At 43.1% G+C, this 23491-nt stretch carries 21 protein-coding genes and 5 tRNA genes; 15 read left to right on the plus strand and 11 right to left on the minus strand.

Annotation, left to right across the window (positions count from 1 at the left end; genetic code table 11):
* Positions 1 to 24: 24 nt before the first annotated feature.
* From ADH67_RS01475 to ADH67_RS01500, 6 genes are all read left to right on the plus strand, one after another.
* Positions 25 to 100: transfer RNA gene (locus ADH67_RS01475), tRNA-Ala, on the plus strand.
* Between the two features lie 12 nt (positions 101 to 112).
* A tRNA-Glu gene (locus tag ADH67_RS01480) sits at positions 113 to 188 on the plus strand.
* 41 nt (positions 189 to 229) lie between these two features.
* Positions 230 to 305, plus strand: a tRNA-Ala gene (locus ADH67_RS01485).
* Between the two features lie 12 nt (positions 306 to 317).
* A tRNA-Glu gene (locus ADH67_RS01490) sits at positions 318 to 393 on the plus strand.
* 67 nt (positions 394 to 460) lie between these two features.
* Positions 461 to 536: transfer RNA gene (locus ADH67_RS01495), tRNA-Glu, on the plus strand.
* A gap of 77 nt (positions 537 to 613) precedes the next feature.
* Positions 614 to 1387: a dienelactone hydrolase family protein gene (locus tag ADH67_RS01500; RefSeq protein ID WP_066590979.1), complete on the plus strand. Its 774-nt coding sequence runs from the start codon at positions 614 to 616 to the stop codon at positions 1385 to 1387.
* Positions 1388 to 1864: 477 nt separating this feature from the next.
* Here the strand turns inward: ADH67_RS01500 and dcuC (ADH67_RS13585) are convergent, their stop codons facing one another.
* The 4 genes from dcuC (ADH67_RS13585) to ADH67_RS01520 all read right to left on the minus strand — a co-directional run bounded on the left by dcuC (ADH67_RS13585) (position 1865) and on the right by ADH67_RS01520 (position 5216).
* Entirely contained in the window at positions 1865 to 2536 is a 672-nt protein-coding gene (gene dcuC / locus ADH67_RS13585; RefSeq protein WP_269089524.1) for a C4-dicarboxylate transporter DcuC, read from the minus strand.
* Positions 2537 to 2550: 14 nt separating this feature from the next.
* Positions 2551 to 3246 carry a C4-dicarboxylate transporter DcuC gene (gene dcuC, locus ADH67_RS13590; RefSeq protein WP_269089525.1) on the minus strand — a complete coding sequence of 232 codons (696 nt, stop codon included), beginning with the start codon at positions 3244 to 3246 and terminating at the stop codon, positions 2551 to 2553.
* A 115-nt stretch (positions 3247 to 3361) separates the two neighbouring features.
* The gene (locus ADH67_RS01515) at positions 3362 to 4234 is read right to left on the minus strand and encodes a DMT family transporter (protein WP_066590986.1); all 873 of its coding nucleotides are present in this window, start codon (positions 4232 to 4234) and stop codon (positions 3362 to 3364) included.
* Between the two features lie 37 nt (positions 4235 to 4271).
* On the minus strand, positions 4272 to 5216 hold the full coding sequence (locus ADH67_RS01520; RefSeq protein ID WP_066590988.1) for a glycosyltransferase family 9 protein: 945 nt from the start codon (positions 5214 to 5216) through the stop codon (positions 4272 to 4274).
* 81 nt (positions 5217 to 5297) lie between these two features.
* Here ADH67_RS01520 and msbA point away from each other — a divergent pair, with 81 nt between their 5' ends.
* The 4 genes from msbA (at position 5298) to ADH67_RS13225 (ending at position 10165) form a co-directional block, all read left to right on the plus strand.
* Positions 5298 to 7076 (plus strand): lipid A export permease/ATP-binding protein MsbA, encoded by a 1779-nt coding sequence (msbA, locus tag ADH67_RS01525; protein ID WP_084081396.1) that lies wholly within the window; start codon positions 5298 to 5300, stop codon positions 7074 to 7076.
* A 255-nt stretch (positions 7077 to 7331) separates the two neighbouring features.
* Positions 7332 to 8858, plus strand: coding sequence for an SLC13 family permease (locus tag ADH67_RS01530; protein ID WP_066590992.1), 1527 nt, complete (start codon positions 7332 to 7334; stop codon positions 8856 to 8858).
* A gap of 101 nt (positions 8859 to 8959) precedes the next feature.
* Positions 8960 to 9898: a DMT family transporter gene (locus ADH67_RS01535; protein ID WP_066595586.1), complete on the plus strand. Its 939-nt coding sequence runs from the start codon at positions 8960 to 8962 to the stop codon at positions 9896 to 9898.
* 99 nt (positions 9899 to 9997) lie between these two features.
* Positions 9998 to 10165: a hypothetical protein gene (locus tag ADH67_RS13225; protein WP_158212606.1), complete on the plus strand. Its 168-nt coding sequence runs from the start codon at positions 9998 to 10000 to the stop codon at positions 10163 to 10165.
* Between the two features lie 126 nt (positions 10166 to 10291).
* On the opposite strand, the gene ADH67_RS01540 is transcribed toward ADH67_RS13225, so the two are convergent.
* From ADH67_RS01540 to ADH67_RS01550, 3 genes are read right to left on the minus strand one after another with little or no spacing between them, the layout of a single operon-like run.
* Positions 10292 to 11800, minus strand: a complete 1509-nt coding sequence (locus ADH67_RS01540; RefSeq protein WP_066590994.1) for a sodium:solute symporter family protein — start codon at positions 11798 to 11800, stop codon at positions 10292 to 10294.
* A gap of 9 nt (positions 11801 to 11809) precedes the next feature.
* The gene (locus ADH67_RS01545) at positions 11810 to 12070 is read right to left on the minus strand and encodes a hypothetical protein (RefSeq protein ID WP_066590996.1); all 261 of its coding nucleotides are present in this window, start codon (positions 12068 to 12070) and stop codon (positions 11810 to 11812) included.
* 13 nt (positions 12071 to 12083) lie between these two features.
* Entirely contained in the window at positions 12084 to 12854 is a 771-nt protein-coding gene (locus ADH67_RS01550) for a creatininase family protein (protein WP_066590999.1), read from the minus strand.
* A gap of 233 nt (positions 12855 to 13087) precedes the next feature.
* Here ADH67_RS01550 and ADH67_RS01555 point away from each other — a divergent pair, with 233 nt between their 5' ends.
* Entirely contained in the window at positions 13088 to 13330 is a 243-nt protein-coding gene (locus tag ADH67_RS01555) for a DUF4372 domain-containing protein (RefSeq protein ID WP_066591001.1), read from the plus strand.
* Between the two features lie 865 nt (positions 13331 to 14195).
* On the opposite strand, the gene ADH67_RS01570 is transcribed toward ADH67_RS01555, so the two are convergent.
* Positions 14196 to 16565, minus strand: a complete 2370-nt coding sequence (locus ADH67_RS01570; RefSeq protein WP_066591005.1) for a glycosyltransferase — start codon at positions 16563 to 16565, stop codon at positions 14196 to 14198.
* Between the two features lie 268 nt (positions 16566 to 16833).
* Between ADH67_RS01570 and ADH67_RS01575 the strand changes: the two genes are divergently transcribed.
* Genes ADH67_RS01575 through ADH67_RS01590 form a run of 4 tightly spaced genes read left to right on the plus strand, consistent with a single transcriptional unit; the run spans position 16834 to position 20680 of the window.
* Entirely contained in the window at positions 16834 to 17787 is a 954-nt protein-coding gene (locus ADH67_RS01575; protein WP_066591007.1) for a Gfo/Idh/MocA family protein, read from the plus strand.
* Positions 17784 to 18911 (plus strand): DegT/DnrJ/EryC1/StrS family aminotransferase, encoded by a 1128-nt coding sequence (locus tag ADH67_RS01580; protein WP_066591009.1) that lies wholly within the window; start codon positions 17784 to 17786, stop codon positions 18909 to 18911. Before ADH67_RS01575 ends, ADH67_RS01580 begins: the two co-directional genes overlap by 4 nt.
* 1 nt (position 18912) lies before the next feature.
* Positions 18913 to 19491 (plus strand): acyltransferase, encoded by a 579-nt coding sequence (locus ADH67_RS01585; RefSeq protein WP_066591011.1) that lies wholly within the window; start codon positions 18913 to 18915, stop codon positions 19489 to 19491.
* Positions 19492 to 19498: 7 nt separating this feature from the next.
* Positions 19499 to 20680 carry a nucleotide sugar dehydrogenase gene (locus ADH67_RS01590; protein WP_158212608.1) on the plus strand — a complete coding sequence of 394 codons (1182 nt, stop codon included), beginning with the start codon at positions 19499 to 19501 and terminating at the stop codon, positions 20678 to 20680.
* Between the two features lie 462 nt (positions 20681 to 21142).
* Here ADH67_RS01590 and ADH67_RS01595 read toward each other — a convergent pair whose 3' ends face one another.
* The 3 genes from ADH67_RS01595 to ADH67_RS01605 form a co-directional block, all read right to left on the minus strand.
* Positions 21143 to 22324 carry an IS630 family transposase gene (locus tag ADH67_RS01595; protein ID WP_066591015.1) on the minus strand — a complete coding sequence of 394 codons (1182 nt, stop codon included), beginning with the start codon at positions 22322 to 22324 and terminating at the stop codon, positions 21143 to 21145.
* Positions 22325 to 22604: 280 nt separating this feature from the next.
* Positions 22605 to 23141, minus strand: a complete 537-nt coding sequence (fic, locus tag ADH67_RS01600) for a protein adenylyltransferase Fic (protein WP_066591017.1) — start codon at positions 23139 to 23141, stop codon at positions 22605 to 22607.
* Entirely contained in the window at positions 23128 to 23349 is a 222-nt protein-coding gene (locus ADH67_RS01605) for a hypothetical protein (RefSeq protein WP_066591019.1), read from the minus strand. The genes fic and ADH67_RS01605 overlap by 14 nt, the downstream gene beginning before the upstream one ends.
* Positions 23350 to 23491: the final 142 nt, after the last annotated feature.

Here is a 23491-nt window from a genome sequence, read left to right on the forward strand (position 1 = left end):
CATAAAATTCGCTCCTCGTTGTTTGGGGGTATAGCTCAGCTGGGAGAGCGCTTGCATGGCATGCAAGAGGTCAGCGGTTCGATCCCGCTTACCTCCACCAATGAAAGTCCTTGACGCTATCGTCTAGAGGCCTAGGACACGACCCTTTCACGGTCGGTACCGGGGTTCGAATCCCCGTAGCGTCGCCAAAATTTGTTATGATAGAGATTCTTCGGAATAGCTGTCGATTGGGGGTATAGCTCAGCTGGGAGAGCGCTTGCATGGCATGCAAGAGGTCAGCGGTTCGATCCCGCTTACCTCCACCAATGAAAGTCCTTGACGCTATCGTCTAGAGGCCTAGGACACGACCCTTTCACGGTCGGTACCGGGGTTCGAATCCCCGTAGCGTCGCCAAATTACTTAAGGTACTTCAAACTTGACGTGCCTGACGGACTGATAAAGATTCGTCGAAACCGTCCTTGACGCTATCGTCTAGAGGCCTAGGACACGACCCTTTCACGGTCGGTACCGGGGTTCGAATCCCCGTAGCGTCGCCAGTAATCTTAAATAATCATTCTTCTTTGTATCGGATTCGGTCTACAATCCTCTTGTAATTTTATTCCCGAGGCTTGTTATGACTATTGAATATACCGGTTCTATCAAAGGCTCCGTCCGTAAGCACACTGATGACTCTCTCAAAGCTACATTCGATCATGCTTACTGTGTTATTCCTAATCCAGGCGGTGCACCGATTGTCAGCGAATTATCCACACTTCCTCCTATCGAAGGCTTGTATCCTGTCGTTCTCTTCATGCACGGCAGCTCCGGCGTAAATGAACAAACAAGACTCTTAGGCAACTGGCTTGCTGACTCTCTAGGCGTTGCAATGGTTGTGCCTGACTCGATGCAGCTCGCAGACCGCATTACTTATTCTTCTCCCATTCCTCCGGAAGACTATGAAGATATCCATGCCATGAGACTCCAAGAGCTTGAATATGCTATGGCTCATATTTTTGATCTGTCGTTTAACGACGGTCGCGTATTTATTGCTGGTACAAGCGAAGGCGGCGTCTGCGTTGCGCGTTATGAAACACGCGAAGAATATCCTGAAGACGCCAGAATGATTTTCTCTTGGTCATGCGAAGACAATTATCACGTTAAAGCACACGGCACAAATATTCCTGACTATATGCCGGTTTTGAACATCATGAGCGCAGCAGATAAGTTCTTCAGTCAAAAGAACTCTTATTTGAACAATCCTAGCGCTCAAGGACACGCAGGAAAAGCTTTAGAGAACAATCCTAATGCAAGGATCCTTTTGTTGCCGACAGCGCCACATACGCTCTTTAATTTGCCTGTTGCACGAGCCGCAATCAAAAATTTTATTGATGAAGTATTGAAATACTAATTTCGAATTTGAACTGCTTAACAGCAAATTAGGCATTAAGCACGAACCTCCTTTGTGAAAACTCGAGGAGGTTGGTTTTTCTTTGGAGACAAGACAACACTCGTTATGGTAAAAATCTTAGGTTTGTCGGATATCTTTCGTATATGTATAACTTTTGAATCATAGGCCGCCAGTTTTGCTTGTTGATAATATGGCTGATTCTGGTTGGATACTGACTATCCCAGTATTTCTCTTACAGAAGAATGGAAGCGGAAGAGTCTGACCATTAAAACTTGCAATTACAGGAACGAAGTAAGATTGACAGCAGAAATGTTACCAAATACAAAGGCGGTACTTTTATTGACTGCGACTTTGATTCTTTCAAAGAATATTACTTAAAGGATTTCCTTCTTCGAAGTGAGTGTGTGCAAAGGAAAAGAAAACAGCCGCTGAACTCTATGAAAGAATTCAGCGGCTGCAGCTTATAGGAAAGCTAGATTAACCGAACAGCAGGCTGACGACAATCAGCATAGTGATATAACCGACTACGCAAGGAATCCACGTACGTCTTACAACTTGGAGCGGATTTACTTGTGCGAAACCTGCCACGATAATGATGACGCCGGCAACCGGAGAAATAGCACGGAGCATTTCGGAAGCTGTGTGCATCATGAGCATGATGGCGATACCGTCGGAGTTGAGGTGTTCTGCAACGCTCGGAATAACGTGTGCTAAGCTTGTGAAAGCGGCAACGCCCGAGCCTGTCAAGACAGTAACTAAACCGATGATGGCAGAAAGAACCACACCTGTACCTGTTACGCCTAAACCGCAGTTCTTAGCAACGTCGATGAGGTATGTAATCAAACCGACATTCTGTAAGCCTTTAGCGAAGAAGGCTGCAACGAAGATAAGACCGACAGTACTTGTCAGGATAGAGCCCATTCCTTTGAACATTGCAAAGGAGAGGTCGAAAGACTTCTTAGCGTCTCTTCTGTAAACAAGGTCAATCAAGAAGCAGACGAACCAAGACAAGAACATAGCTGTGGCAACGTTCATTGTGATTGTCTTGTAGACCATCTTGTTGAAGATCAAAAGAAGAACAAGCGGGAGAATCGGCATGAAAGCGTAAATAAGAGGAGTCTTTTCGATTTCTTTTCTCTTGGCTTCCAATTCAGCAAGATCTGCTACAACGCCTTTGTACCGTCTTTCTTATCGTAATAACGCTGAACGATAACATGAGTGAGGGCCATTACGAGTACAACAGGAGCGGCCATTGTGAGCTGATAGGAGACTAAGTATTGAACCGGGTCAAGGTGAACCAATTCGGCAGCCATCACGGCAACACCGGAAGCCGGAGCATAGCCCACGCACAGTACGCTCGCAACGACAGCGGCAGCCGCTAGCGGAGAGCATCCAACACTGATAATCAATGGATAGACTGTAACGATTAAGAGCATTGCCAAGCCGGCGGCAGAGGTGATAACTAAGCCTAAGCAGTGGCCGAGAATGAAGACGAAAGCTAAAATTAAGTACGGATTCTTAAGTAAGGAAATCGGTTTTGCACAAACCGTAACGAAGCGGTCAGAAGCACCGGTAACCTGCATGTAAGAAGCGAAGCCGCCTGAAACCAAGATGATGAAGCCTACACCGGCGATTTGTGTACGGCTAATGGCACGGAACAGTTCAAATAAATCAAAACCTAAGAGGCCGGTTGGCGTGGCGTTCTTAGGAAGAAAATCAGAAGTACCGTTAAAGAGAGCCAAAACATTCAAAAGGAAACCGGCCAAAAACAAGACCATGTTTACCTGATATTTTTTGATGATGGCCCATCCAGTAAGAAATACGATGGCTACAGCTAGCCAAAGAGAAATTGTCTGCATAGAATCTCCCGTAGGATGTGTAATAATTTGTAATACATTGTAGAACTTATCACACAAAAAACCTTAAATTGGCAGGTCTCTAAAGTTTTTTTCGGGTTATTCCTTACAAAGGCGCTTAAATCTTTTGTTCTTGTCGCTTAGTGACAATGGTTGCAGCAATCCCCGCTATAAGAATCAATACCATTCCTACAATGGTGTAAAAGCCCGGGATATTGTTGAACACAACGATGCTAATCAGTTCTGAGAATGGAATAGCAGAAAAGCCGAGGCAGGAGACTAAAAGCATATTGCCGCCAACCCAAGCTCGGGTTGCCGAAATAAGTCCTAAGGTGGCAAATCCTCCCATCGCCATCAGACATAAGAAGGACTGAGTATCGGGAACATGGAAGCCGTCTTCGAAGAGGAATACGCCGAAAAACGTTGCCAACGTGCAGAACAACGCAAAGTAGAAAACAATACGCCAGGACGGTTCTCCTTCTCTGCCTAGTTTTCTTACTTGCCAATAAATAGCTAAATCAAGACAGGCTACACATAAGCAGAGGAGGGCCGGAATTAGGTCTCCGTCGCGGAAAGATGGCTGCAGAATTGTTACGACTCCCGTAAAGCCTAAAACAATGGACCAAATGGCACCCCAAGGAATCGGCAGCTTACGGATAAGAGAGAGGATGATGAAGTTGGCTGACAGAAATAAAGAAGTTGTATATGTCAGCGTAATGTTGGTTCCGAGAGGAAGTTTTCCAAGAGTAAAGAACCAAATGGCAACTGAAGCAAAGCCAAGAGAGTCTCGAATAAGATGACCTTTAATCTTAGTAGTTTTGAGTGAATAGCCGTTCCAGAGGACAACTGCATAAATGGAGACAAGGGTAAATAGAGAGCGGTAAAAAACCAGCTCCAACGGCCCGAAGGTTGCATTGCAGAATTTAACGAAAGCCGCCATAGTCGAGAATGACGCGGCGGCTGCTAATGCCCAGAACGACTGAATCAGCATAAGAGGCTTTGCTCAGTATTTGGAAAGAGGTTTCTGATTAAGATTTGGTCTTGGACAATACTTGATCAATGGCAGAAATGACTTCATTAACTTCAGGCCACTGACCTTTTTTGCCGACAATCATATTCAAATCGCTCCACGGACTTGTTCTGTCAGTGTCAGTTACGCCGACAATGGTAATTTGCGGCGCATGAACGGCAGAAGCAATGTGGCTGACGCCGGAGTCGTTTGCAATGACGATAGAAGCGCGGGAGCATAAAGCTGCAAAATTGCCCAAAGAGGTTGGTTCATAAATAATGGCATCGGGAGCGGCGAGCTTAACGGCATCAATTTCGTCCTTTGCCGGGAAAACGACCGGGGTTAATCCTCTTTCTTTTAAGGGAGCGACCAATTCATTGAAGTGCTTCCAATATTTTTCTTTACCTTCATGGCGGCCCTTTGCGATAGGAGCCAGGATGGCAAATTTTTCAGGTAAGCTGATTTTAGAGATTAAGTTTCTGGCTCCTGCCTCATTTCTCTGGGCCAGTTTCATATTTAATCTCTTCGGCAGTTTGTCGTAAGCCGGTTTTACGCCCCAAGCCTCCAAGGCTTTATAGGCCACATTCCAGAATCTTTCTACTTCATGCATTCTCGAAGGTTTGGGAATAGCATGTTCAAGAAGAATCGAACGTCCGTCGGTGGCGTAGCCTGTACATTTAATACCAGCCGCGGTAAAGAGGAGAGCAGAACCCAAGGAGTTAGGCAACAGGAGTCCTTTCGGATTTTTAACGGAAGCGGCCAGTTCCTTAATTCGGCGGATATCTTCAAGGAGGTTGCCTTCAATCGGATCAAAACGGCGTAATGTTCCTTCGAATAATTCTCCTACGAAGGGCTTTCCAACGAGACAGAGATCGAAACCTGAGGCTTCCAGAAGGTCCAAAGCGGGCATAGACATACAGGCATCGCCAATATGATTGGGAAGGCGAACGAATAATTTGGACATACTTTTGTTTCTATAGCTGTGTAATCTGCTTAGTGTAATCAATTTAGAATAATACTTTTAATTTGTCTTTCAGAGGAAGCCTTGGACACGACAAAATTCCAGAAAGAGCCTTTACGGCGACTGTTTTCCTATCTGCCTCCATATAAGTGGCTTATTGGAGCGGCATTGATTTCCATGATTGTATCGGCCTCGACCTCTCCTTTGATGGCGATGCTTTTAGGAAAACTGACAGACTTGGGCTTCTACGAAAAGAACGGTTTGGTAGCCATTTGGGCTCCTTTAGCGCTGATTGGCATTTCTATTCTTCACGGGGCAGGTCAGTTCGGCAGCAACTATCTTCTGCAAAAAGTTTCTCAGTCCGTTCTTCTGCAAGTTCGTACGGAGATGTTTGAGAAAATGATTCATTGGCCCGATGAGACTGTTCAGAAAGAATCTTCAGGCCGAGTCATTTCGAGATACGTTAATGAAGCGAGCCAGGCCCTGAGCAGCGCCTCTGAAGTTCTGACAGTAATGATTCGCGACTCCCTGCAGGTTATCGGCTTGCTGTTCCTGCTTCTTTGGCACAACTGGCAGCTGACGGCTGTAACTTTGGTGGTCGGACCCTTCCTTATTCTTATTCTTAAAGCCGTCAGCACGAGAATGAAAAAACTGCAGACGACGAACCAACAGACTTTTGGCGTCATGATTTCTCTTCTGACGGAAATTTATCAGGCCGAGAGACTGGTTAAGATTTACAACGCTTACAAGTTCGAAGAAGAAAGATTTTCTCACGTCAACCGAATGCTTAAGGGTTTGGCCATTAAGAGCAAGGTTGTTCAAAGTCTTGGTACACCGCTGACACAGATTGTGAGCATGATAGGTGTTGCCGTGGTGGTATTCGTTGCGCTTATCCAGGCTCAGCAGAATATGCTCAGCTTCTCCGAGTTTGTTACTTATATTTCCGCCATGCTCTTAATGCTTCCTGCTATTAAGAAACTTGCCAACTTGAACGGCAACATTGCCAGAATGTCCGCTGCGGCAGCCAGCTTGTACGAAATGATGGATATTCCGACTGAAAAGAATCCGGGAGACAGAGAAATCGGCAGAATTAAAGGCGACGTTGAATTTAAGAATATTTCTTATAAGTATCCGAGCGCCGAGCAACCGTCATTGACTAACTTTAGTCTCAAAGTTAAAGCAGGCCAGATGGTTGCTTTAGTCGGAGCTTCCGGTGCCGGCAAGACAACGGTGATTAACCTTATTCCACGCTTTTTGGTTCCGAACCAGGGAGAAATTCTTTTTGACGGCATATCTCAAAATCAGCTGACATTAAAGAGCATCCGAGACCAGATTGCTTTGGTAACACAAGACGTTGTTTTATTTGACGACACCATTGCCGCCAACATTGCTTACGGAGCAGGAGAGAACGCAACCGAGGAGCAGATTATTCAGGCTGCAAAAGCTGCTTATCTGATGCCTTTGATTGAAAGTCTTCCTGAAGGATTAAACACGGTTATCGGTGAAAGAGGTTCTAAGCTCTCCGGCGGACAGAAACAAAGAGTCTCCATTGCCAGAGCTTTATTGAAGAACGCACCGATTCTGTTGTTAGACGAAGCTACCAGTGCGTTGGATACAGAAAGCGAAAAATATATTCAGGCGTCTCTGGAAGAGCTTCAGCAAGGCCGTACAAGCTTTGTTGTGGCTCACCGTCTTTCCACAATTGTTAATGCAGATATGATTGTTGTTTTGGACAACGGTGCGATTGTCGAATGCGGTACGCATTTCGAACTTTTAGAGAAGGGCGGACATTATGCTCATCTCTATAACATTCAATTCAATGACAAATCAGCTCATGACGCTTCAGCGAAGTCCAACGATTAATTTTCGTACTTTGTCTTAATGGATGAAAGCTGCTTCGGCGGCTTTCGTTATTTCCGCAGTCGGAGAAAGTTGTTCATGTAACGGAATGAAAATTCCGCAATGTGGAAGTAGAGATACGTAAATTGAAAATTTTTTCTTTTAAAATCCAAGAATTCTTGTTTTTTTGTGTATAAATACTGAAGTTGGTTTCATTAAGTTTCGCTTTGTTCAGAAACTTAACTGAATTTGTTGCTTCATTTTAAATCAGGAGCTCCTATGGAGAATACGACACAAATGGGTTCCTTTTCGAAAAATTCAAAAAGGTTCGCCCTTATATTTGCGCCGCTTCTTGCCCTGTTGTTGTACTTCGTGTTGCCTGACTCTTACGTAGACGGAGCAGGTAAGGTTGTTACAATTACCCATTCAGCAAAAGCATGTTTAGCCATTCTCTTGTGGATGGCTCTTTGGTGGTTTACCGAAACAGTCCCTATTGCTGTAACGGCTCTTCTGCCAATTATTCTTTATCCATTGTGCGACGTTACCACACTAGCGAAGACTTTAATTCCTTATGCCTCTGACACTATCTATCTCTTCTTAGGCGGCTTCCTTTTGGCTGCCGGTATTCAGCGTTGGGGCCTGGATAAGCGTATTGCGCTTAATACCATGCGAGTTGTCGGTACCTCTCCCGGTGCCATCGTCGCTGGTGTTATGCTCTCTACCGCTTTTATTTCCATGTGGGTTTCCAACACTGCAACTGCAGCGATGATGGTTCCTATCGCTATGGCCGTGATGAGCGTAATTCGTCAAGCTTCTGATTCTCCTACCATTACTAAAGACGAAAAGAACTTCGGTATTTGTATCCTCTTAGCTGTTGCTTACGGAGCTTCCATCGGCGGTATGGGTACTATTATCGGTTCTCCACCGAACGGTATCTTTGTTCGCTTCGTCACACAAACGTACGGCATGGAAGTGACCATTGTCGAATGGATGAAAGTCGGTATGCCAATTGTTCTTATCCTTCTCCCGTTGGCCTGGCTTCTCCTGACAAAGGTTTTGTTTAAAACACAAATCCAGGAAATCGCCGGCGGCAAGAAGTGGATTGCCCATGAGCTCGAAAGGCTCGGCAAGCTTTCCCCAGGAGAAAAGGCTGTATTGGTTGTATTCGTAATCACGGTTATTTTGTGGTGTTTCGGTTCTCCGATCCGCTCCTTTACCCTTGAAGACGGCTCCCGTCCGTTCAAGCAGGTCAGCGATGCCGTTATTGCGATGGCTGCAGGCGTGTCTCTGTTCTGTATTCCGACTAACTTCAAGAGAGGCGAAAGAGTTTTGGACTGGGAACACTGCGAAAACATTCCTTGGGACGTGCTGATCCTCTTCGGCGGCGGCTTGTCCATGGCAGCTGCTATTCAGTCTACGGGGGCAGCTTCTCTTATCGCCGCTCAAGCGACAGCTTTCGTCGGATTGCCGGTATGGCTCGTCCTCTTCGGTGTCTGTACTCTGGTTGTGTTCGCGACGGAATTTACCAGCAATACAGCGTTGGCCGCGACTATGCTTCCGCTTTTGGCAGCTGCTGCTCCGGTACTCGGTGTCCCAGTTGAGCAAGTTCTTCTTGTTACCACCATCGGTGCTTCCGCTGCATTTATGATGCCGGTTGCAACTCCGCCGAATGCGATTATTTTCGGTACCGGCCGTATCCAGATTGGTGAAATGATTAGAGCGGGTTTCTGGCTGAATGTTATCTCTATCATTGTGATTAGTTTGGTCTGTATTGCTCTTGGCGACGTTTTTAAACTGCCTGTGTAATCCTCTAAGTAAAACTTTAAGAAACGGCCTCTGATGCGAGTAGGATCAGAGGCCGTAACTATTTCTTCCGTCAATTTCGAATAAAAATGCAGTCCCTCTGGATGCTTGTAGCGGGCGTTTTTTACGCGCTCTATGGTGTATTCATTAAGTTAGCCGGTGAATGTTCTATTAATTCTTGGCAGATTCTTTTTTACCGATCTGTTTTCGGCGTAGTTGTCTTTTATATCCTGATGAGAGCTAAAGGCATTCGTGTGACTACATCTCATCCGGTTGAACATATTATTCGTTCATTAGCTGGCACTGCCTCAATTCTTGCCGGCATCTATTCCATGATGCATCTGAATCTTGGTCTAGCGATGACGCTGAACTTTACCGCTCCTTTGTTTTTGGGTGCCGGCGTAGTCGGTTTCTCTTTGTTCAGACACCAAAGCATCAATTGGGGATTGATTGCCTCTCTAGTGACCGGTTTTTTAGGCGTGGTTATCATGCTTGGACCTACGATTGGTCCGCATGAGTATTTTGCAGCCTGTGTAGGTTTATTTGCAGGGTTGTGTACTGCAACGGCATCCGGGTTCGTTAAACGTTTAGGCGTGCTTATGGAGCCGGAAACGAGGATCATTTTCTACCTAGTTTCAGTGGGTGCTGTGGCTGGTACGGTAGGCGTGGTGATGACAGGCGGATTTTCTGCTTGGACTTGGACCAGTGCTATCTACATTCTTGCATTGTGCTTGTGTGCCAATCTCGGACAGTTGTGCTTGACAATGGCTTTCAGCCGCGGAAATCTTGTTCTATCCAGTTCACTGCAGTATTCCGTGATTCTGTTTTCCACGATCTTCGGCGAAATTTTGTTTGCTGAACCTGTGACCGTTCCGGTCGTCGTCGGCATGATCATTATTGTGGCTTCGGGAATTTTTGCTAGTTATCTCGTCCGCAAAATTTCACTTAAAAAGAAAACCGCGGCATCATCTACAACGAGCGCTGCAGCCTCCGTGCAGACCATCGTGAAAGCATCGGCAGAGAATAGTGGAAACCGTGCTTGAGCAGACAACGGACAAGGAATAAATGGCAGATGTTCTGGCCTCGTTGAAGTTTTAAATGAGACTCTAGGTTCAGCAAAATCCGTCTTGGAAACAAATGGAATGACTGTTGGGAAACTTTGTCAGCGAGGGTCGACTTACGTAGATGAAACTAAAGAACTTCCTTTCCAAAAAATTAGAGCAAGTGAAGAGGATGATGAATATGTCACCGTTGCCAGTAAACGGTTCCAGGAGACAGGAACAATTCGTGTCAAGCTTGAGGTCCTCTAAAGGCAAAAAGAAAACGAGAAAGCAATTTGTTTATTTGCTCTCTCATTTGCTTAAGTAATTTTTTTATTCTGCAGAGCGTGAGATGAATAGAATTTACCAAGCGCTCTGCATGGAAGAGTTTTCGTCTTAATCAGCTACAAGGTTGCTTGGGACAATTTCTTTCTCTTGTTCGTCTTCTTCAGCGAAGAAGTTATTAAGAGAATCAACCACGGAGGCGGTATGAGCTTGTGGCTTGGTGACAAGAGATACTCCAAAGAAGATAGCTAAAGAAATCATCATTGACCAGAAAGCGCCTGATAAACCAAATGGAGCGATCTTGAAGATGAAGGTCATGCTGATCATGCAGACTTCACCAATGATGATTGAAGCTAAAGCAGCTTCTTTGGTTGCACGCTTCCAATAAAGTCCGCCTATAACAGTTGGAACTAAGACCGCAACACCGCCGTTGGATAGAACCAACAAGTCTGCAAGAGCTGTAGGACGAGTTAATGCAAAGACCACGGAGGCAAGACCAATAATCAGCACACCAACCTTAGCTGCGTTATAGAGAGTTTTTTCGTCGGATTTTTTGTTGATGTATTTCTTGTAGATGTCCGTGGCGACCATTGTGGAAGTTGCATGCAGCTGGGAGTCACCGGTGGACATTGCTGCCGCTAAAGCACCGCTGATGATGAGAGCTGCAAAGACAGCCGGCGTGTATTTAAGCAGCAATTCCGGGAAGATCGTATCCGGAGCACCAATATCCGGCATCAATAAACGGCCAATCATTCCGACGCATGGCGTAAATACATAAATCATAGTCAGATAGATTGAAGAGAATACCGCCGACCATTTCATAACATTTAGGCTCTTTCCTGCAAAGAAACGCAGGGTGACTTGCGGGAACATCATCATTCCGAAAGTGATTACTACCCAACGGGAAACCCAGTCTTGCGGGGTGACAACACCATTTGGTCCGGGCATCGTGAATAATTCCGGTGTATGAGCGTAAGCAGATTGATAGGCATCCGCGACAGACGGGAAGTTGGCGAGGATTACCCAAAGAGAGCCTCCAAGCAAGCCTGCAAACATGAAGACACCTTGCGCAGCATCGGTAATTGCCACGCCTTTCATTCCTCCGAGCCATACCAAAGCAATCATCAGAGCAAAGAAAATTAAGGCACCGACAGTGTAACTCAGCATACCTCCGGAGATTGTTTGGAAAATATAGCTGCAGCCGATGGCCTGTATAGCTACGTATGGAATGGTGAATACCATGGTGATCAAGGTTACCAGCAACCCAATGGTTTTAGATTGATAGACGTCAGAGGCGTAGTCAGAGATGGAAAGATAGCCGTAACGCTTGCCGAGATACCAAAATCTACGACCCCAAACCCAGAAGAGAACACCTGGCAGAACTGTCCATAAACCGTTGCACCACCAGCCGATACCGTTTTTATAAGCAAATCCGCCAGCTCCCATGAAGGCATAAGCACTATGGTAAGTGGCCGAGAAGGTCAGGGTGAGGATGAAGATTCCGAGTCCGCCTCCGGTGGCGAAGTCTTTAATGTTCTTCTTATCTTGCTTTGATGCGTAGAGTGCGATGCCAAGAAGCACCGCCAGATAGACAACAAGAATAACTAAACCTACATTCATGATTGGCTCCTACAGCTCGGGTCGGGCGACTTGTTCGATTGGACGGTTGTCTTGACGGCAGTTCCAAGCCTTAAGTTTCCATGCTGCCACGACAAAGTTGGCAATCATGACCAGGAACCAAAATTCCAACCATAAATACATAGTTGGCCAGCCGAAAGTCAAGGGGTGAGCAGTGCAGTAGTCATTGACCCAAAAGACGATAGGCGGATTGACCATCAACACACTCACAAACAAAATGGCGTAAAAGAGTTTGTGTCCTAGGCTTTTCATGGGTCCTCCCAGATTATGAGTTCTGCAAATCTTTGACTACCTTGACCAGGTTTTCAACTAAGTGGTCATGGTAGATTTGCCCGCGTTCGGCATCAGCTTTGCTTGGTTTGCCTGTGCACCCGCCGGACTTTTCCGCGGCTGCTTTTGCATGTTCTAAAGTGCTTGGAACATAGCAAAGCGTGTCGTGTTCATAAGTTGGATCAACCGAGTAAAGCGGAGTATCTTTAATCGGATTATCAACGGCTTTTTCAAGATGAACTAAGTCAGGATAGCGGGCCATCATATGAGAGGTTTCAATTTCTTCTGCATGACCAACGGGCCCGAATCCGAGTTTCTTCACAATGTCTTTGCTCATGTAGGCCGGATCAAAAATTTTGACGGTGCAGCCGAGTTCTGACTGAGCTTTTTGTGCGCACAGCTGCATCCAGACAACGTTGACAATACGGTGGCCGTTGATAAGGATAATTTTGTTTAAGCCGTGGGCTACTAAGGATTTGATGATGTCGTAAGTCAGTTCGGAGAGCACCTCCGGTCTGATTGTAAGTGTGCCGGGAAGCACCATATGGTGAGGGCTCCAGCCAAACCAAACCGGAGGTGTGAGAACGGCGCCTGTTTTTTCAGCGGCTTCTTCGCCAATTGTCATCGCAACGTAAGTATCGGTTCCGACAGGTAGATGATAGCTGTGTTGTTCAACACTTCCGATTGGGACGATTGCCACGCCTTTACTTTGTTTGATGGCTTCTTTGGCTTCTTCCCAGCTTTTTGTTTGTAGCCAGACGCTCATGTTTTTCTCCATTAATGGGATCGGTAGGATAAAAAAATTGTAGGAATTAATAATTCATAAATTCAAAATGGCAACATAGGAAAACCCTAACTTATTGACGGAAAAAGGATTTAATTCACTAGTGTCGAAAATAAATTTTCGCTGGTTTCTCTGAAAGCGAAAATTCCATAAGCAAACATGCCGGTCTCCTGATAACGTAGATTTTGAACCAAATACTTCAGAAAGGAGCCGGCATGCAGAGAGCAACAATCTATGTTTGCGCAACTTGTCCTTCATTGAACTGCAGGTTGGAATTTAATAATTTAGTTCAAAAACACGCTTCAGATCGTGGAGCTAAAGGCTTAACAAGCTGGAGTCAGTTTATAGCGATGCCTTTTGCTACCTTCTTATTGTCCAATCAGAAACTTGATGTTTCGGGGCAATGGCTGAACAAGACAATTTACTTGCCGAAACCTCTTGAAGCACTGTTTCTTTGAACTCCTTAGAGTATTTCAAAGATCGTTTGTCCATATTTCTTTCCTTTAATTTCTTTCGGGAAAGTATTATGACAACTTATGAAAGCGGTAAGACAGCTTGACAGTCAGATAGTCGAACGCAATCCTCGAATGCTTCTAATGGCTGTCCTTAAAGACCAAAACGCAATCTCAGATAAGGAAAACTCTTTGAAGAGAGAGCTAGAGGAGTCCGACGTACAATTTTCTCGGAGAACTGATGAGATTAGAAATGGTACAGGGAGAGAACTGCTGATTTTATGTGGACAGAATTGACTGGATGATGGAATTTTTATTACAGAGTCAGACAGTCAAAGACAATGGGAAATATAAATCGGCTCCGCGAGCTTTGTACTTGGCAAGCAGCGTCTATTACATGCACAACAGAGACCAGATACGTACATTTTTTGAAGATGCCAGAATATGCTCTCATACCAATGATGTTGAGAGGTCTCAGATCATTAATAATCCTCCGAAAGAATGCCGGCTTTGCCCAGTCCATCAAGGGAATAGAAGTGTTGTGTGGTCTTCAGGGCATTTAGGAAACCGGCAAACTCTATGGAATCGATGACATCGCAGGTTGGTTAATTGAATATGCTAAAAAACTTGCTGTCTACTGCAAGAGTAAAGCGTGGACGGAAGATGTTGAAAAAAGTAACGTAGTGGACAACTCTAGTCAATAATTACGGGTGGACTGGGAAAGACGATGAAAAAACTTGACTTCGGCTTTAACTATACAAGGTCTTTCCTCTGAAACTACCATTCTAAAAGAACTCGTAATTAAGATAACGCCCCTAATTTAGTAGGGGCTTGCCACTCGATAGTGTGTTTACATTTATTCGTAGGAAGATCAATCTTGTCGTTTGATATTCTTATCCTTAATGATTGAATACAGCCATTTTGCTATTCTTTTGGAGAAAGAATATCTGTAGCTGTCTTTAGGCGCAAAATTAAGAAAAAAACTTAGACAGTTGTCATAGCGTGAAATCTTTTTTTGATCATAGGCAGAAATTTGGATTTCTTTAATGTTAACTTTGGGTTGATAATTAGTTTCCGTTTGAAAGGAAACAAAGCTTTCCCAAAGTTCTATAAAACTATCGTTTCGTTGAGGTTTGGCTACACGAGCCTCTTCTATTTTGTGAATTAAGCTCATTAGTCCTTGAATGTGGCTTAGGTTGGAGGCGAGGTATGAACGATAGGCTTCTGAAGTTTTTTGAGAACAATCGTGTCTTTCAGTTTCGTTCGTTAAAAGTCTTAAAATTTCTTGACTAGCTTTCTCTACATGATGTCGGGGCACAGAAATGCAGCCTTTGTTATTTTTAATAAGTTCTAAGTAAGGCATTTCATACAGAACAGTTGGTACGCCATAACTCATAGCCTCAGAAAGAACCATGGGGAAGCATTCAAATGTTGACGTCATAAGATGAATGTCGGCGTACTTGAAACACTTGTCGGCCGAGGTTAAGAAGCCTTCATAAATGATTCGTTGTTCCAAATCATTATCTGAGATAAATTGCCGAACATATTTTTCTTCTAAGGGAGTTTCTCCCTTACCAATTATGTGACAAGTAACATCAGGTAAAGTCGAGCAGATGTTTTTAAATATCTCCATGGCTTCTATGTAGTTTTTCTGAATATTCTCTAGTCTTCCAATCCAAATAATGTGCTTCTTGTTCTTATCGAAGGAGGAGGGACGAGGTTCCAAATCGGAAGCTCCTTTTGCGCAAATTGGAGGAAAAAGTGGATTTGGTATTAAAAAAGAAGGAATTTCATAAGCAGAGAAAAGATCGCGTTCGACAGAAGTTAAAGTAATTAAGGCATCGACGGTTTTAAAGTAACTAGAGTATTTCCCCCAATGAGGGCTAAATAAAGAGATGGTTGAGGGCGCAAAATTATGACAAGTTACGATAAATGCAGAACCACAAGACCTAACGACGAGGTTGTCAAAAAACAAAGTAGGGGAGCACGGGGCGTGATATATGATGAGGTCTATTTTATTGTGCTGTAAGGCGCGAAAAAGTCCTTGTGCACGTCCATTCTGGAATTCTTTAGGAAGGCAGATCCTTTTAACTTCCGAAGGTAGGAAGTACTCCTGCTTCTTATCAATAATCTCTGTAATCAAAAAAATTTCGAAACCGTTCTCTATTAATAGCGGAATTTGGTGGAAGATAACTTTTTCAGTGCCGCCATTAAAGTAGCGATGATAAAAGATCCCTACTCTTTTTATTTTCTTTGGTTTGCCTTCAAAGATTCTGCTTTCGGAAATTTTTTCTGCAAGTTCGAGTTGGTTTGTTTGATATCGTCGGATTAATTGTTCAATAACTTCTTTTATTAATGACGGATTGAGAAGAAGTAAATCAAAAGCACTATTTGAATCAGGATATTGGACGAGGTCGAACCGGCTAATGGTGGCATCAATAAGGCGGAAGCTCAATGCAGATAACATAGCTTCGTATTTTGAAAGTTGTCGTTCTTTGGTCAGAAAATCTCGGAGGTAATTTGGAATAAAGAGTATCTTAGCTTGTTCTTTAAATTTGTCGAGATTTGTTTCAGAAGTGGAGATGCCTGAGCCGATCCTATAACTGTATAGGGGTTCAGTTTTGATGGACTTGAAGGTTGAGGAAAAATAAGAAATAAGAAACAGCTGATAACAATCAGTTCCGCAACAAAGAAAAGGTTCTTCAAGAAATGGGAGTGTTTTGTGGACCGTAGCGGTGCGATAGATTTTGTCAGCCATTCCCCAGCCAATTTGAGCTTTGTTGTAAATTGCGTCCAATATCAGATATGGAGAATGAATAGAACCTTGCCATTCTTTTCTAAAATTCAAATAATTTTTAATTTTTTCTGGAGTTGCTCCGAAACACTCCATGTCAAAACGAAGTATATCCACGTCATGATGGTTAGCTAACTTAACTTCAATTTCAAGAACTCTATTAAACGGCAGCTTATCATCAGCATCCAGACAGATGCACCATTTTCCCGTAGCGAGGGCGAAAGCTCTTTTTCGAGTTACTAAGGTTCCGGCTGGTTTCTGATGTATGACGACAAACCTTTTGTCGACCGCGGCGAAAGCATCGCAAATGGCGCCGCTTTTGTCATCGCTGCCGTCGTCTATAACGATAAACTCTGCTGCTTGATGTGTTTGTTCATGGAGAGTTTTTAAGCAAGCTTCTAAATATATCTCACTGTTATGAACCGGAACAATAACTGAAATATCCATAATATTTGTAATAAGAAAGATGATTTCTGATATGTTAGAGCTCGAAGATAAAAAAATTTTCTTTACGCCCTAAATTACGTGCAAATACTTAAGTTTCCCATATGCAGGACTTGTTAAACTAACTCCTGCACGATCAGTAAAGTGTCTTAATATTCAAAATTCATCAATTAAAATCTGCCTCTTCTAGGTGCTATGAGAAAAACTGTTCTCTGGGAAAATTTCCGATTAAGTTGGTTAAGCCCAGCCGGAGGCTTGGAAAAGGACAAACATGGCAAGCAATGAGTTTATATTAGTTGGAGCCGCAGGTTATATTGCTCCCAGGCATATGGCAGCAATTCAGTCTACAGGAAGTGAGCTTATTTATGCATGCGATACTTCAGATAGTGTAGGGGTTTTGGATCGTTACTTTCCTAATTGCAAATTTGTTTTATCGATGGAAGAGCTTGATAAGGCATTACAGGATCCTACCCTTTGTAACGTCAAAAATAGTTCTCTTGGATCGCGTTTTTTAACTATCTGTACACCTAATTATCTTCATGTTCCTCATATTTCATTTGGATTGTCCCATGGATTCAATGTGATTTGCGAAAAGCCTCTTGCGCTGACAACTAACGATTTGCTGGAGATAGAACGGTTGGAGAGAAAGTATGCACGTAAAGTCTATTGCATTCTCCAGCTTCGTCTTCATCCGCACATCCAAGAATTAAAGAAGAAATTAGATGGGCAATTTGCAGACGAGGAACTAAAGGAGAAGCTCAAGGTTTCTCTTACATATGTTACCTCCAGGGGACCCTGGTATAAAAAAAGTTGGAAATATGATGTAAGAAAAGCCGGGGGAATAGAAACTAATATAGGAATTCACTTCTTCGATATGCTCATTGAGCTCTTCGGCTTTCCGTCTTCTTACTCTATCGGGGAGAAAACGTCCGAAAGATTGCAGGGTTCGTTGATAACGCCTCGGGCGGAAGTTGATTTTTTTCTAAGCATTAAAAAAGAGGATCTTCCGGAGAAAACCAGAGAAGCCGGAGAAGTTTCTTATAGAGAAATGACGTTAAATGGTCATTCTGTGGACTTCACAAAAGGTTTTACAGACTTGCATACGAAAAGCTATGAAGAAATACTTGCAGGGCGCGGTTTCGGCTTGGAAGATGCTTGGGCAACGGTAAGTTTATGTGAAAGTATCCGTCTTGGTCATAATCTTGGGGAAATTTACGAAAAATGAATGTCCCCATATTTCGACCTGAGTGCGTATGTCACGGAGTGTCTGAAAAATTTAGACAACGTCTTGACAGTCTCATTTCTCGAGGAGCTTTTATACGAGGAGAGGAGGTGCATGAGTTAGAAAATACTCTCACGAACTATCTCGAAACTTATTCGGTACTGACAACGGCAAATGGGACGGATGCTCTAATGGCATCCTTGATGGCCCTAGATTTGAAGCCGGGGGATGAAGTTATCACGCCGGCATTTGGTTTTCCTGCAGCGGTTGAAATGATGTGCATCCTTAACATTAGACCAGTTCTTATTGATGTTAATTGGAACACATGCAATATGGAGCCAGCACTTTTAGCTGGCGCTTTATCTTCGAGGACAAAGGCGATACTTCCAATTCATCTATTTGGCTCGGCAGCTTCGATGAATGAAATTATGCAGTTTGCTGAGGCGAATGACTTGCCTGTGATCGAGGATGCAGCACAATCTTTCGGCAGTGAATGTTTCGTTGGAGGGAAAAGAAAAAAATTGGGGACGATAGGCGATCTTGGATGTACTTCGTTCTTTCCAACGAAAAATCTAGGATGCTGGGGCGATGGAGGGGCTATTTTTGTCAACAGAGAGGAAGATGAATTGGTTCTTAAAATTCGTCGTATTTTGAGTCACGGTCAGAGTAGAAAATATTTTCATGATGAAATTGGATTCAACTCTCGTCTTGACACTATTCAAGCATTGGTTTTGCTTCAGAATATGTCCACTCTAAATGCTGCATTCACAAAAAGAAAGGAGATCGCCCAACGTTACCTGTCGGAATTTCAAAAAATCTCAGAAATCGAATTGCTTTTAGATAGCGGAGGATTGGAAGTTCTTAACTTGTTCACAATAAAGGTTGACCAAAAACAGAGGGATGCTCTCAAAGATTACTTATTGTCTCATGGAATCAGCGCTCGGGTTTATTACCCGCAGGCAATTCATCGTCAATCGGCATATTCTTCTTTTATTAGAAAGGGCTCGGATCTGCATGTTTCTGAACAATTAGCTAATGTTGTTTTGTCGCTTCCATGTTTTCCTTCAATGACAGAGCTTGAACAGGAGAAAGTGATAGATACTGTCAAACATTTTTTTAGGTGTTAATGTGGCCTATGTAAAAATTCATCCTTCATCAGTTGTAGATAGGGGAGCAGAGATCGGGGAGGGGACTGTTATTTGGCATTTCTGTCATATATCAACAGGTTCAAAAATTGGTACGAACTGTTCATTAGGACAAAATGTCTTCGTGGCCCCAAATGTAAAAGTTGGCAATGGAGTAAAAATTCAGAACAATGTTTCACTTTTTTCGGGAGTTGAAATAGAAGACAATGTTTTTTTGGGTCCTTCTTGTGTTTTTACCAATATTCTTATCCCTCGTTCTGAGATTAATCGGAAACATGAGTTTAAAAAGACTCTTATCAAAACTGGAGCCTCGATAGGTGCGAATGCCGTAATTTTGTGTAATAACGAAATCGGGCGATATGCTCTTGTGGGTGCCGGTTCTGTAGTAACAAGATCTGTTAAAGATTTTGAGCTTGTTGCCGGAAATCCTGCCCGGCATAGAGGATGGGTAGATCGATTCGGCAATAAATTAGAATTTGATAATAACGGCTGGGCAAACTATCCAGATTGCACTCATAAGTATTTCTTAAAAGATAATTCAGTAGAAGAATATGCGAACTGAAGAGTTGATGTTAAAGACTAAGTGTTCTCCCAAAATAGCTGTAATAGGTTGTGGTTATGTTGGTCTTCCTTTGTTCATCGAATTTTCAAAAGTTTTAGATGACGTTGTGGGTTTCGATGTTGATCAGGGAAGAATAACAGCGTTACGGGGGGGGGTAGACTGTAATGGTGAGTTTGGTGACAAAATTCTTTTGAACCTGACTGGACGGCTAGAGTCAGATGCGAGTGAGCTTATGGATAGGGACGTTTATATCATTACTGTTCCGACTCCGGTGAATGAGAATAATAAGCCAGATTTGTCTTGTCTTTTATCTGCAACTAGGTTAGTCGGTGAAGTGATGAAAACCGGAACCTGCGTTGTTTATGAGTCAACGGTATATCCCGGATGCATTAGAGAAGTTTGTCTTCCTTTGTTAGAGCAGGTCTCGGGATTAAAAGTCGGAAGTGATTTTCTTCTTGGGTTTTCACCTGAACGGATCAACCCCGGAGATAAGCAGCATACGATATCTACCATCGTAAAGGTAGTTTCGGGCATTGACGAAAAAAGTCTTGTCAACATATCAAATCTCTACAAATTAATTGTTCGGGATGTATGTCTTTCATCATCAATAGAGGTAGCCGAAGCGGCTAAGCTGTTGGAAAATATTCAAAGGGATGTCAATATAGCCCTAATGAACGAGATATGGTCTTGCTTAACAAGACTGGATATTTCAACAGACGAAGTACTTCGTGTCGCTTCAACAAAATGGAACTTTATAAAATTTCATCCGGGGTTAGTTGGTGGACATTGTATAGCTGTTGATCCCTATTATCTAATAGAGAAAGCACAAGAGAAAGGTATTGTTCTTCCTTTAGTAAAACAGGCTCGCGTTACTAACGAAAGTATCATTTTCTCTCTCTATCGGAGAATTTTGCAAATTCTCCAATTTCCCTATGAAGGTAAAAGAGTTTTGATAAAAGGACTCTCCTTTAAACCGAACGTTACAGATTTGAGGAACAGTAAAGTTCCGGCTTTAAAAATTCTCCTTGAAGAAGTAGGGGTTCTAGTTGACGTTTACGATCCTCTAGTTTCTCGTGAACAAGCAAAAGAAGCTTTCAATATTGATCTATCGAGAATTGAAGAAGTATCTTCAGTTGATTATAACCTCGTCGTTTCTCCGTACGACCTGTCAATTACGACTAACCCATAAAAGACTTGATAAAAGGCCAAAAGCCAAAAAGTATAGGTATGCAACAATCTAATATGAATCACTAATGTCCAAAGTAAAATTGTAAGGTTCCCATGACTGTGATGAAGAGTTTTTGATGAAGGTGACAATAGGCTCATCAATCATTCACAAAGAATCTGCCATGAGCCAACCAGACTGTACTCTTCGCTTTCCCTCTACGACCATTGAGGCAGATCCCTGAGCCTTCAGCACTGCCATCGGTTGAAGAGTCCGTAATTCAACCAGATTTCTAGGGTTAGAATTGAAGGAGACAAAAACACCAATTTCGGCCGTTTAAGTGTCTCAAAAAAGGTGTGTTCATTTTGAGGGTAATTTACGTAGTCGCATAACATGCATTGAAAAAGGTGAATACTCAATAGCTTCAGAAATAAAATTTAAGCCGTTTTCGTTTGCTAGTACATGATTCTAAAAATTCGTTATCAATTACGTAAAGGCGTGCTCAATATCTTCTAGATTCCACTTCCACCTGTACACAATGGGATCATTGTTGATGTGTTCAAGCCATCTGGTTATATGTTCAGTCAGCTCTTCCTTTGACTTAACTCTAAGCCCTTTCAAACAGGTTCGAGCCATTTTCCCAAAGAAGGCCTCTACAAGGTTGAGCCACGAGGCGTGTTTGGGCGTAAATGTAAATTTAAATCTGTTAGGAACGGTCGCTAAATAAGCTAATGTTTCTTTCGAACGGTGAGCTGAATGATTATCTAATATGATATTAATGGTTTGAGCCTCAGGATAACGGGCGTCCATGGCCTTGAGGAAATCTATAAAATCCGATGATTTGTGAGATTCTTTAACCAGTCCATGCACCGTTCCGGTAATTAAGTCTATCCCTGCCAATAATGAGATTGTGCCGTGTCTAACGTATTCATAGTCTCGGCGAACAAAGCCATTATTTTTATTTGGACTGCGGTCCGGATGCAAATTTTCAATGGCCTGAATTCCCGACTTTTCGTCGTAAGAAATAAAAACCTCAGAACTCAAGAGTTCGCACTGCTCAGCGTGTCCATATCTTTTCGATAATTGCGTTATCCATTCGATTCTTTTATAGAGCAACAGAACCTTCTGAGCTTTATATTCAAATTCTTGGTCTTTCTTTTCAAGGTAGTATCTGATGTTATGCGGCTTTAATTCATTGGCATTTAACAAATACCAGATCGTTGAATCGGCGACAGTACGTAAACGGGGAAAGTTCATTTGTTCGCAGTGCTCCCGGACGTATTGAGACAATGCCGAATTTGACCATAGCTGCATGACCGGGCCGTCCGGTAAATCTTTAGGGTTAGTGCAGGCCAATCCCAAAATCCAAGCGCGCTCTTCTCGGCTGAGCTCTTTAGGGCGTCCGCTGCGTGCCGCATCACTAAGAGCTGCGTCGAGACCGGCTGAGGAAAAACGTTTAATAATTTTATTGACGACAGGACGGGTCACTTTCAGTTCTTCGCTAATTTGGGTGTTGATCTTGCCTTCTGCGGCTAAAAAAATCATTTGAGCCCTCTGGTAGGTTCTGAGTTCCTGTTTGCGGGAAGAAAGAATTTCACTCAAAGTTTTCCTGTCCAAGTCGCTTAGGGAACGTACTTTCGTCTTCTGCCAGCCATAAATAAACTCCATATTTATGACCAATTATAATCCATCGCCTAAAATAGATAACAGATTTTTAGAATTATGTATTAGATTAGCAATTTCTCCGCAATCCAAACGGCACTCCTTTCTTTTCTCCTCTTCAACTCGCTCTCTCCAGTAAGACTGTCCGTCATCTCTAATTAGCCGTTCAATATCAAGGTTCAACTTCTTTGACTCAAGATAGAGTTCAAGAATGCCTTTAGATAATCCTTTGAAAAAGTAAACAACGCTTAATGCCTGATGAACTGCTATATTCTGTTTATTCTCCTTACGGTTCTTCGTAATAATAAGATTGCTCGATTCCTTTAAAAATCATTTCCCGATCTTCCACATCTTCAGTTAACGCCTGTTGAAGAAGGAACCGAAGTTCCAAGTCATTAATCGGGCTTCGTTCCATCGCTTGAAGATAAAGTGTTTTATCAACCTTCTGCCAATCAATAACTTTTCCCAGACGCTTTTTCAAAATTTGGTCAAGCCATATGCGGGTTGATCGACCATTTCCCTCCATGAAGGGATGAGCAACATTCATTTCTACATACTTTGAAACTATCTCTTCAAATGACCCTTCCGGCATTGTTTCGATCTTTGACAAAGCTTCTACAAGGTACAAAGCATTAGCAAACCTGAACCCACCTTTAGAAATGTTCTGTTGTCTCACCTCTCCGGCAAAGTCGTATAGGCCTTCAAACAGATATTTATGGATCTCTTGCAAACCTTTGAAGGTTCCTACTTCTATTGTTTTTATTGCGCCCGTAGAAAACAGCAATTTAGCTTTCTCGAGACTGTTTCTATCAATTTCTCTCACGTAAATCCTCCAATTGGTGATGAGCCGCACTTTGAATCATTGCAGGAATTGCCGTTTTTAAAGTTTCTCTGGCTTCTTCTGCTATTTTCTTGCCTCTTCTGCACAGTGATACAAAGAAACGATCGCCTTTTACGTCTCGATCGGGGGAAGGGGGATTTTCACTCGGTACATGTCCTCGAAAGTGAAGCTTTCTCTGACACTTCTCCATGAATTAAACCTTGCGTAGCGATCAAACTCAGGCCGCTTAAATTACAGGAAAAGGTATTCGGGAAGAAGTCGAGTCCCTTTCTTTACCTTAAAAGTATAAATAAAAAATCCGAGCTTTCTACTCTCGGATTAAATCGGTTCTG

Origin of the sequence: Turicimonas muris, assembly GCF_002221595.1 — a bacterium.
GTDB lineage: Bacteria > Pseudomonadota > Gammaproteobacteria > Burkholderiales > Burkholderiaceae_F > Turicimonas > Turicimonas muris.